The 8,898-nt window shown below is 73.7% G+C and carries 9 protein-coding genes; 2 read left to right on the top strand and 7 right to left on the bottom strand.

Features of this window, described 5'->3' with window-relative positions; all coding sequences use genetic code 11:
* Positions 1–124 precede the first annotated feature (124 nt).
* From AB0D01_RS10695 to AB0D01_RS10675, 5 genes are all read right to left on the bottom strand, one after another.
* The gene (locus AB0D01_RS10695) at positions 125–670 is read right to left on the bottom strand and encodes a GNAT family protein (RefSeq protein WP_363054746.1); all 546 of its coding nucleotides are present in this window, start codon (positions 668–670) and stop codon (positions 125–127) included.
* Between the two features lie 111 nt (positions 671–781).
* Positions 782–1,606 carry a DUF1206 domain-containing protein gene (locus AB0D01_RS10690; RefSeq protein WP_363054745.1) on the bottom strand — a complete coding sequence of 275 codons (825 nt, stop codon included), beginning with the start codon at positions 1,604–1,606 and terminating at the stop codon, positions 782–784.
* 5 nt (positions 1,607–1,611) lie between these two features.
* Positions 1,612–2,061 (bottom strand): SRPBCC family protein, encoded by a 450-nt coding sequence (locus AB0D01_RS10685; protein WP_363054744.1) that lies wholly within the window; start codon positions 2,059–2,061, stop codon positions 1,612–1,614.
* Positions 2,062–2,240: 179 nt separating this feature from the next.
* Positions 2,241–3,035, bottom strand: coding sequence for a hypothetical protein (locus AB0D01_RS10680; RefSeq protein WP_363054743.1), 795 nt, complete (start codon positions 3,033–3,035; stop codon positions 2,241–2,243).
* Between the two features lie 88 nt (positions 3,036–3,123).
* The gene (locus AB0D01_RS10675; protein WP_363054742.1) at positions 3,124–4,371 is read right to left on the bottom strand and encodes an MFS transporter; all 1,248 of its coding nucleotides are present in this window, start codon (positions 4,369–4,371) and stop codon (positions 3,124–3,126) included.
* 112 nt (positions 4,372–4,483) lie between these two features.
* Here AB0D01_RS10675 and AB0D01_RS10670 point away from each other — a divergent pair, with 112 nt between their 5' ends.
* Positions 4,484–5,482, top strand: coding sequence for a LysR family transcriptional regulator (locus AB0D01_RS10670; protein ID WP_363054741.1), 999 nt, complete (start codon positions 4,484–4,486; stop codon positions 5,480–5,482).
* A gap of 6 nt (positions 5,483–5,488) precedes the next feature.
* Here the strand turns inward: AB0D01_RS10670 and AB0D01_RS10665 are convergent, their stop codons facing one another.
* Entirely contained in the window at positions 5,489–5,740 is a 252-nt protein-coding gene (locus tag AB0D01_RS10665; RefSeq protein ID WP_363054740.1) for a hypothetical protein, read from the bottom strand.
* A gap of 270 nt (positions 5,741–6,010) precedes the next feature.
* Between AB0D01_RS10665 and AB0D01_RS10660 the strand changes: the two genes are divergently transcribed.
* Entirely contained in the window at positions 6,011–6,505 is a 495-nt protein-coding gene (locus AB0D01_RS10660; RefSeq protein WP_363054739.1) for a DUF5709 domain-containing protein, read from the top strand.
* Between the two features lie 99 nt (positions 6,506–6,604).
* Here the strand turns inward: AB0D01_RS10660 and katG are convergent, their stop codons facing one another.
* On the bottom strand, positions 6,605–8,794 hold the full coding sequence (gene katG / locus AB0D01_RS10655) for a catalase/peroxidase HPI (RefSeq protein WP_363054738.1): 2,190 nt from the start codon (positions 8,792–8,794) through the stop codon (positions 6,605–6,607).
* Between the last annotated feature and the right edge of the window lie 104 nt (positions 8,795–8,898).

Below are 8,898 nucleotides of genomic sequence, written 5' to 3'. Positions count from 1 at the left end.
CACCAGCGGCCGGGCCAGGCACGAAGACGAGTTCGAGAACACCTCCTGGTGGGACTTCGCCGCAGGGGCCTCCCCCCGTCGTCATCGCGACGGGGGGAGGCCACACGCCCCCGCGGGCCCCGCCTCAGACCTTCGCCGGGTCCTGCTTCCAGTCCCGGGCCAGCAGCCCGAGGATCACCTCGTCCAGGAACTCGCCCAGCACCCACGCCGAGGAGCGCAGCACGCCCTCGCGGACGAAGCCGTTGCGCTCGGCGGAGCGGAGCATCGCGGTGTTGTCCGCGAGGGTCTCGATCTGGATCCGGTGCAGGCCGCGCACGACGAACCCGTAGTGGCACAGCACCGCGACCACGTCGGTGCCGTAGCCCTGGCCGCGGGCGGACGGCAGCAGCCCCAGGCCGATGTGCGCGGCCCGGCTGTGGTTGTCGATGCCCCACAGCGTCGCGGTTCCGACGAGCGTGCCGCGTTCGAGGTCGATCACGGAGAACGGGACGTGCGCCGGATTCTCCGCGTCCGCGGTCAGTCGCGGGTCCTTCGATCCGGGTGTGATCGGGCGCCACGGACCGGATTCGGCCCGTGAGGAGTTGACCACGTCGTCGTAGAGCTCCGTCCGCAGGATCGGGATGTCGTCCTCGTGCCGGGCCCTGAGCCCGACCTTGCCACCTTTGAGCATGCGAGCTTCCTATCCGACCGGGCCGGCCCGCCGCAATCGGATTACCCGCCCGATGTCGGGTCGCCGCGTCGGGTCGCCGACCGACCACCCTCCGGCGCAACGACCCCGGTGTCAGACCTCCCGCCACCGGGCCATCGCCCAGGAGAACGCCCCGAACAGCACCAGCCCGACGGCGACCGCCACCAGCAGCCACGGGCCCGCCGGGGTGCCGGCGAAGGACCGCAGGGTGTCGTCCACCCCCTTCGCCCGGGCCGGGTCGTAGCGCACCGCCGCGTGCACGAGGAAGCCGCCGACCGCCGCGAAGACGGCGCCCCGGGCCAGGCCACCGGCCACCCCCAGGACGTCGACGGTCCGCCGCCACGGCCGCGAGACCCCTCCCATGGCCATGTGCTTGCGGAAGCTCCGTCGGGCCGCCTGGACCGCGATGACCACGCCGGCGACGGCGACGCCCACTCCGACGGCGCCCACCAGCCACCGTCCGGCGGGCAACTCCAGGGCCCGGGCCGTCACGTCGCGTGACTGCTCGTCCCCGGAACGCCCGCCGCCGCCCGCCGCGAACGCCAGGACGGAGAAGGCGACGGAGGCGTAGAAGACCGTCCGGCCGGCCGAGGCCAGGCGCTTCGTCGCGCGGCCGCCGTCCTGTCCGGCGGCACCGAACACGGCCTCCGACAGCCGCCACAGCATCATGCACACGAGCCCGATGGCGACGGCCCAGATGAGGACGCCGCCCAACGGCGTGCCCGAGAGTTCCTGGAGAGCGCCCTGCCGGTCGGCCTCCGCTGCCCCGGAGTCACCGAAGGCCACGCGCAGGGCCAGCGTCCCGATGAGTACGTACAGCACCCCGCGCGCCACCAGTCCGCAGCGGGCGGCGACCTCCCGGGCGTCGCCGCCGGGCGCCGCGGAGCGGACGCCCCTGGTCGCGGTCGCGCCACCCACGGCGGTCAGACCTCGCCCCGCCAGGCGCCGGTCTCGGCCCCGCGTGACTCGATGAACAGCTTGAACCTCTTCAGGTCGCCCGCGACCTGGCGCTTGACGAACCCGAGCCGGTCGGCGGCCGCCTCGGCGATGCCCTCGGGCACCCAGTTCATGTGCAGGTCCACCCTGGTGGTGCTCGCGTCGATCGGCTGGAAGGTGACCAGCCCCGCCTGTCGCGCCTCGCCGTCCACCGTCATCCACGCGACGCGGCGGTCCGGGACCTGCTCGGTGATCCGGGCGTCGAACTCGCGCCGGACGCCGTTCACGTTCGTCACCCAGTGGGTGAGGGTGTCCGTGCGCTGGTCGATGCGTTCGACGCCCTCCATGAAGGCGGGGAAGTCCTCGAACTGCGTCCACTGGTTGTAGGCCGTGCGGAGCGGGACGTTGACCTCGACGTATTCCTCGACGTGCGACATGCGCACCCCTTCCGTGTCGTCGGCGGCCCCACACCCCCCTGGTGCCGGTCGCCGCCTCGGGACCCTTCGAGGTGCGGCTACCCGCCCCCGGCCCCGCCATGCGGAGGTACGTCGGAACGCCGGTCCGGCGGCCGGCGGCCGGCCTGCAAGCCTGCGGTCTGCGGCAGGTCTGCGGCCGGTCAGCGGCCCAACGCGGTGCGCAGGGTGATCCCGTGCCGGGCGCGCAGCCGACGCACCTCCCAGACGGACAGCGCGGTCACCGACAGCGGGCCGCCGAGGAGGAAGGTGTACAGCACCAGCGGGGGCGCGGCGACGTCGGGGCCGTCGAAGAGCTGGAAGGCGAAGAGCGACCACACGAGCAGGGGGGAGAGCAGCGCGGGCAGCAGTTGGTGGACGTCCGAGGCGCGGAAGCAGGACACCACGCAGATGTAGGCCACGACGAGGGTGTACGGGATGGCGGCGAGGAGCAGGATCAGGGCGAGGAGCCAGCCGATGGCGAGCACCAGGAAGCTGAGCAGGGAGCACAGGACGCCCCGGCCGACGATCCCGGAGAAGAAGTCCATCAGGTCCGCTCCCTCGACGAGTTCGCCCTTGAGGGTCTTCGCGGTTCCCCAGATCACCGTGGGTCCCAGGGCGAGCGCCAGCACGGACACGACCGGCCCCGTCAGCCGGCCGGCGAGTTCACGGCGCCGGTCACGCGTGCTCGCGGCGAGGAAGGCCGCGATGCCGATGACGCTCCCGAGCAGCAGGACGGCGCAGGCGATGCCGAGTTCGACGACCTTGCCGAGGACGAACTCCTGCCGACCGTCGCTCAGCGGGTAGGCCATGACCAGCCAGACGGCGGCGACCATGCCGAGCACGGTACGTCCGATCCGCATCGCGTCGATGGCGCCGTCGTCCACGCGGTCGACCGGTCGGGGCAGGAGCCCCTCCACATGGGTGTGGAAAGCCCCGTGCGGCGCGGCGCTGTTCAATCGGTGTTCCCCCGGGTCCCCGTGTGCCTCGCGCGGCAGATGGACACCGCCGCGAACGTCGAACACCCTAGCGGATCATGGATCTTGGTCACGGGGCCCTGTGCGGCACCGTCACCGCCAGGGCGGCGGCCGCGAGTCCGCCGCCGAGCCACAGGGCCGCGCTGACCCCGGCGCCGTCGGAGGCCAGACCGCCGAGCAGCGCGCCCAGGGCGATCGCCGCGTTGAAGACCCCGACGAACAGGGCGGACAGGGCCTCGCGGTCACCCGGAGCCGAGGCCGAGGTCGAGGTCGAAGCCGGAGCCATCAGCCGGCTCTGCGCGGCGACCGACACGCCTCCGTAGGACAGCCCCCACAGGACGAGGAGCACGGCGGCCACCGGTACGGTCCGGCCGAGCGCCGGTACGAGCGCGATCGAGCCCGCCAGTACGGCGCCGATCACCACCAGGGTGGCGCGGGGCGAGCGGCCGACCCCGGCGCCGGCCGCGAAGTTGCCCACCACACCGGCGACTCCGTACACCGCCAGCAGGGTGCCGATCGTGCCGGCGTCCGCGCCCGACAGCTCCTCCAGGGCGGGTCGTACGTAGGTGTAGGCGGCGAAGTGACCGGTCACCAGCAGTGCCACCACGGCCAGCCCGGCCCGCACCCGTGCCTGGCGGAGCAGTCGCGGCACACCGCCGGATCGCACGCCCGGTTCGGCCGGCAGCGCCGGCAGCAGCAGGGCCAGGGCGGCCACGACCACCAGGGACAGCGCGGCCATGGCCGCGAACGCCGCCCGCCAGCCCAGCAGTCCACCGAGCCAGGTGCCGGCGGGAACGCCGAGCACCGAGGCCACCGCGATCCCGCTGAAGATCGACGCGGTCGCGGTGCCGACCGACCCCGCCGGAACCAGACGCACCGCCAGCCCCGCCGCGATCGTCCAGACGCCCCCCATGCCGATGCCGACCAGCACCCGGGCGGCGACCATCACCGCGAAGTCCGGGGCCCCCGCCGCGAGCAGGTTGCCCACCGCCAGGACCGCCATCAGCGCGCACAGCACCGTCCGTCGGTCGAACCGGGCCGCCAGGGGGGTCAACAGCGGTGCCGAGACCGCGCCGACCAGGCCGGTGATGGTCAGGGTCAGGCCGGCGGTGCCCTCGGTCACCTCCAGCGCCTCCCCGAGGGGCGTCAACAGGCCCACGGGCAGCATCTCGGAGGTCACCACCGTGAACGTCGCGCCCGCGACCGCCGCCACCCCCCGTCGGCCCCGGGACGCCCCTCGCCCCGCCTTCACCTCGTGCGCCGCCGGGGCGCCCGTCGTCGTCCCGTCCGTCGTCGTCGTTCTGTCCCTCTGCGTCATGCCACCAGCCAACCGGCCCCGGCCTGCGGGAACAACGGCCGGTTCCTCATGCTTCGATGAGCGGGACCACTCGATCGGCGACCACGCCGAGCGGCCGTGCGGAAGGGGAACCATGAGCCGGGCCGAGGGCAGCGCGGACGTCGTGGACGTCGGCGGCATCGAGCTGCGCGAGCTGGAGGTGTTCCTCGTGCTCTCCCGGGAGCTGCACTTCGGACGCACCGGCGAGCGGCTGTACGTCTCGCAGAGCCGGGTCAGTCAGATGCTGCGCTCCCTGGAGCACCGCATCGGCGCCCCGCTCGTGGAACGCACCAGCCGCCGGGTGCGCCTGACCCCGCTGGGCGAGCGCTTCCTGGCCGATCTGCGCCCCGCGTACGCCGCCCTGCGCGCCGGCGTCGCCGCCGCCCGGGCCGACGCGCGCGGCACCGGGGGAGAGCTGCGCATCGGCTTCCAGGGTGCCGTGGACGACCATCTCGGCCGGGCGGTCGAACGTTTCGCGCGGCGGTATCCGGACTGCGCCGTCGACGTCGTCGAGATCCCGCTCCGCGATCCCTTCGGGGCGCTCCGTCGCGGGGAGGTGGACTGCGCGGTGGTGTTGCTGCCGGTGGCCGAGGACGACCTCCTGCTCGGGCCGGTGTTCTCACGGCAGCCCCAGACCCTCGCGGTGTCCGCGCGACACCCCTTCGCCGCCCGGGAGTCGCTGTCCGCCGAGGAGTTGGCGGACTGCCGGCTGATCGGTGTCGCCGGCGACGCCCCCGCCTACTGGCGTCGGGCCCAGGCCCCGGCCGTGACGCCGGGCGGGCGTCCCGTACCGGCCGGGCCGGCCGTCGACACGCTCCAGGAGGGGCTGGGTCTGGCGGCGGCCGGTCGTGGCGCCCTGCTGCTGTGCCGGTCCACGGCGAACCACCACGCGGGGCGCGCGTCCCTCGCCTTCGTGCCGGTCGAGGGCCTGCCCGACTCCGAACTGGGCCTCGTACGGCCCCGCCTGAACCCCTCGGCACAGGCGCGGGCCTTCGCCCTGGCGCTCGACGAAGCGTGCGCCGAAGCGCTCGACGAAGCACGCGTCGAAGGGGCCGGCAGGACGGGCGACGGGCCGGCCCTCAGGGCGCGATGAACCGCGTCAGGCGCGCAGCAGGCCGCGGGGGTCGTCGCGGCCGTCCGCGCCCTCGTCGTCGAACCAGTAGTCGCCCGCGGTGAGATGGCGGGCGGGACGCCTCCCCTCGACGGGCGGGGCGACGACCACGGCCCGGACCCCCTCGCCCGGCTGCCGGCCGCCGAAGGTGCCCACGACGCCGACGGCGCCGGGCGGGGCGCCGTCCGGTCGGGCGAAGATGACGTCGGTGGCGTCCTTGCGGTGTCGACGATCCAGCACGAGCGGTCCTTTCCGGGTCACGCCTCGGGCGCGTGGGCCAAGGGTCCATACTGGCGCCCCCGGACGGCCCCGCGCCGCGCCGCGCCGGTGCGCGGAGCCCGTCACCCGTCCGCACGCGCGAGGTGTGCGAAGCGGCGGGTCTCGCCGGCGAAACGTCCCTCTTCGGGTAGGGATGACCCGGACGGGGACGACCGCGGAAGGCTTCCGTCCCCGGGCCACGCGTCTCCCCGAGTCCACCCGCAGTACGCGACCCTCGAACAGGGAGACAGCATGAGCAGCACCGAGTCGCACGGCGACGACGTCTACCAACCGCACGAGGGCGACGAGCCGTCCGAGGCGGCGCCGGACATGGACAACGCCCTGGACGAGCCCGGGCTCGACGAGACGCTCGACGCGGGGTACTCGCCGTTCGAGCGCCCGCTGGCGGTCAACGACCCCGCCACCACGGCGGCGGGGCGGCACGCCGGGGAGAGCCTCGACCGGCGCCTCGCCCGCGAGCTGCCCGAGCCCGACGCCTACGACGAGAGCGACGAGGAGGGCGCCGACGAGAGCGGCGAACCCTCCCAGGCCGGCTCCGTGCGGGCCGGCAGGCTGGCGCCCCGGGACGAGCCCGGCCCCCCGTACCACGTGTCCGTCGTGGCCGAGGACGTGGGTGTGAACGGCGGGGCGGCCTCGGCGGAGGAGGCCGCGATGCACATCATCGAGCTGCCCGAGGAGCCCGAGGAGTCCGAGGCGGGCGAGGGGTCCGAAGCGTACGGGGAATGACGACGGGCCCGACGCGCCCGCCCGAGGCGCGTCGCGCCGCGCCGACGCCCCGGCCGGCCGGGGAGCGGCCGGCCGGGGCGTCGGGCCCCGCCACCGGGATCAGCGCAGGTCGAACCGGTCCAGGTTCATCACCTTGTCCCACGCGGAGACGAAGTCGCGCACGAACCGCGCCCCCGCGTCGGCGGACGCGTAGACCTCCGAGATGGCCCGCAGCTGGGAGTGCGACCCGAAGACGAGGTCGGCGGCCGTCGCGGTCCACTTGACCTCGCCCGTGGCGTGGTCGGTGCCCTCGAAGACGTTCGCGGTCGTCGTCGACGCCTTCCAGCCCGTGCCCATGTCGAGCAGGTTGACGAAGAAGTCGGTGGTCAGCGCCTCCGGCCGGTCGGTGAGCACCCCGTGCCGGGAACCGCGGAAGCCGGTGTTCAGGGCCCGCATGCCGCCGATGAGGACCGTCATCTCGGGTGCGGTGAGGGTCAGCAGGTTGGCGCGGTCCAGCAGCAGCGTCTCCGGCGACAGCTTCTCGTCCGCCCGGAGGTAGTTGCGGAAGGCGTCCGCCCGGGGCTCCAGGACGGAGAAGGACTCCACGTCGGTCTGTTCCTGCGAGGCGTCCGTGCGCCCCGGCGCGAACGGGACCGTGACCTCGTGCCCGGCCTTCTTCGCGGCCTGCTCGACGGCCGCGCACCCGCCCAGGACGATCAGGTCGGCGAGGGAGATGCCGGCCCCGCCGGCCCGGGCCCCGTCGAAGTCGCGCCGGATCCCCTCCAGGGCGCGCACCGTCTCGGCGACCTCCGGCAGGTCGTTGACCTCCCAGTCCTTCTGCGGCGCGAGCCGGATCCGGGCCCCGTTGGCCCCGCCGCGCCGGTCGGTGCCGCGGAAGCTCGCCGCCGAGGCCCACGCGGTCGTCACCAGCTGGGGGACGGTCAGCCCGGAGGCGAGGACCCGGGCCTTGAGGTCCGCGATCTCCGCGTCCCCGACCAGCGGGTGGTCGACGGCGGGGACGGGGTCCTGCCACAGCTGCGGTTCGGGGATCCACGGGCCGAGGTAGCGCGAGAGGGGCCCCATGTCACGGTGCAGCAGCTTGTACCAGGCCTTCGCGAAGGCCGTCGCGAGCTGGTCGGGGTTCTCGTGGAAGCGCTTGGCGATGGGCCCGTAGACCGGGTCCATCTTCAGCGAGAGGTCCGTGGTCAGCATCATGGGCGCGTGGCGCTTCGACGGATCGTGGGCGTCGGGCACGGTGCCCTCGGCCGACGGGTCCGTGGGGGTCCACTGCTGCGCCCCGGCGGGGCTCGTCGTCAGCTTCCAGTCGTAGCGGAACAGGTTGTCGAGGTACCCGTTGTCCCACTTCGTCGGCTGGGAGGTCCACGCGCCCTCCAGACCGCTGGTGAGCGCGTCGACGCCCGCCCCGCTGCCGTACGTGTTGTGCCAGCCGAAGCCCTGTGCCTCGACGGGGCACCCCTCGGGTTCCGGCCCGATGTAGTCGGAGGCGACGGCGCCGTGGCACTTGCCGAACGTGTGGCCGCCGATGATGAGCGCGGCGGTCTCCTCGTCGTCCATCGCCATGCGCGCGAAGGTCTCGCGGATGTCCTTGGCGGCGGCGATCGGGTCCGGGTTCCCGTTCGGGCCTTCCGGATTGACGTAGATCAGTCCCATCTGGACCGCGCCGAAGGGACCGGTGAGTTCCCGGTCACCGCTGTAGCGCTCGTCGCCGAGCCAGGTGTCCTCGGGTCCCCAGAAGACCTCGTCCGGCTCCCACACGTCCGCCCGGCCGAAGCCGAAGCCGAACGTCTTGAACCCCATGGACTCCATGGCGCAGTTCCCGGCGAAGACCAGCAGGTCTGCCCACGAGATCTTCTGCCCGTACTTCTGCTTGACCGGCCACAGCAGGCGCCGCGCCTTGTCGAGGCTCGCGTTGTCCGGCCAGCTGTTGAGGGGGGCGAAGCGCTGGGCGCCGGCGCCGCCGCCACCGCGGCCGTCGGCGATGCGGTACGTCCCCGCGGAGTGCCAGCTCATCCGGATGAAGAGCGGCCCGTAGTGGCCGTAGTCGGCGGGCCACCAGTCCTGGGAGTTCGTCATCACCTCGAAGACGTCCCGCTTCAGCGCCTCGACGTCGAGGTCCGCGAAGTGCTCCGCGTAGCTGAATTCCGCGCCCAGCGGATCGGACAGGGGCGAATGTTGGTGCAGGACCTGTAGGTCCAGCTGGTTCGGCCACCAGTCCTGGTTCGTCCTGGCCCGAGGCGGCGCGGGGGTCGGGGAGGGGATCGCTGGGTTCTCGCTTTCGCTGCCGGACACGTCCGCCCTTCTTCCTGTCTCGGTGTTTCCCGTGCTGGTGTCACCGGCGCCGACGGGATGGGTGAACCCCGCGAGAGGCACCGGTTCGTGCCGGTATCGGCGTC

Origin of the sequence: Streptomyces sp. NPDC048606 (assembly GCF_040650855.1) — a bacterium.
In the GTDB taxonomy this organism is placed as follows: Bacteria; Actinomycetota; Actinomycetes; order Streptomycetales; family Streptomycetaceae; genus Streptomyces.
The sequence above is the reverse complement of the archived record's forward strand: the minus strand, read 5'-3'. Positions and strand labels throughout refer to the sequence as shown.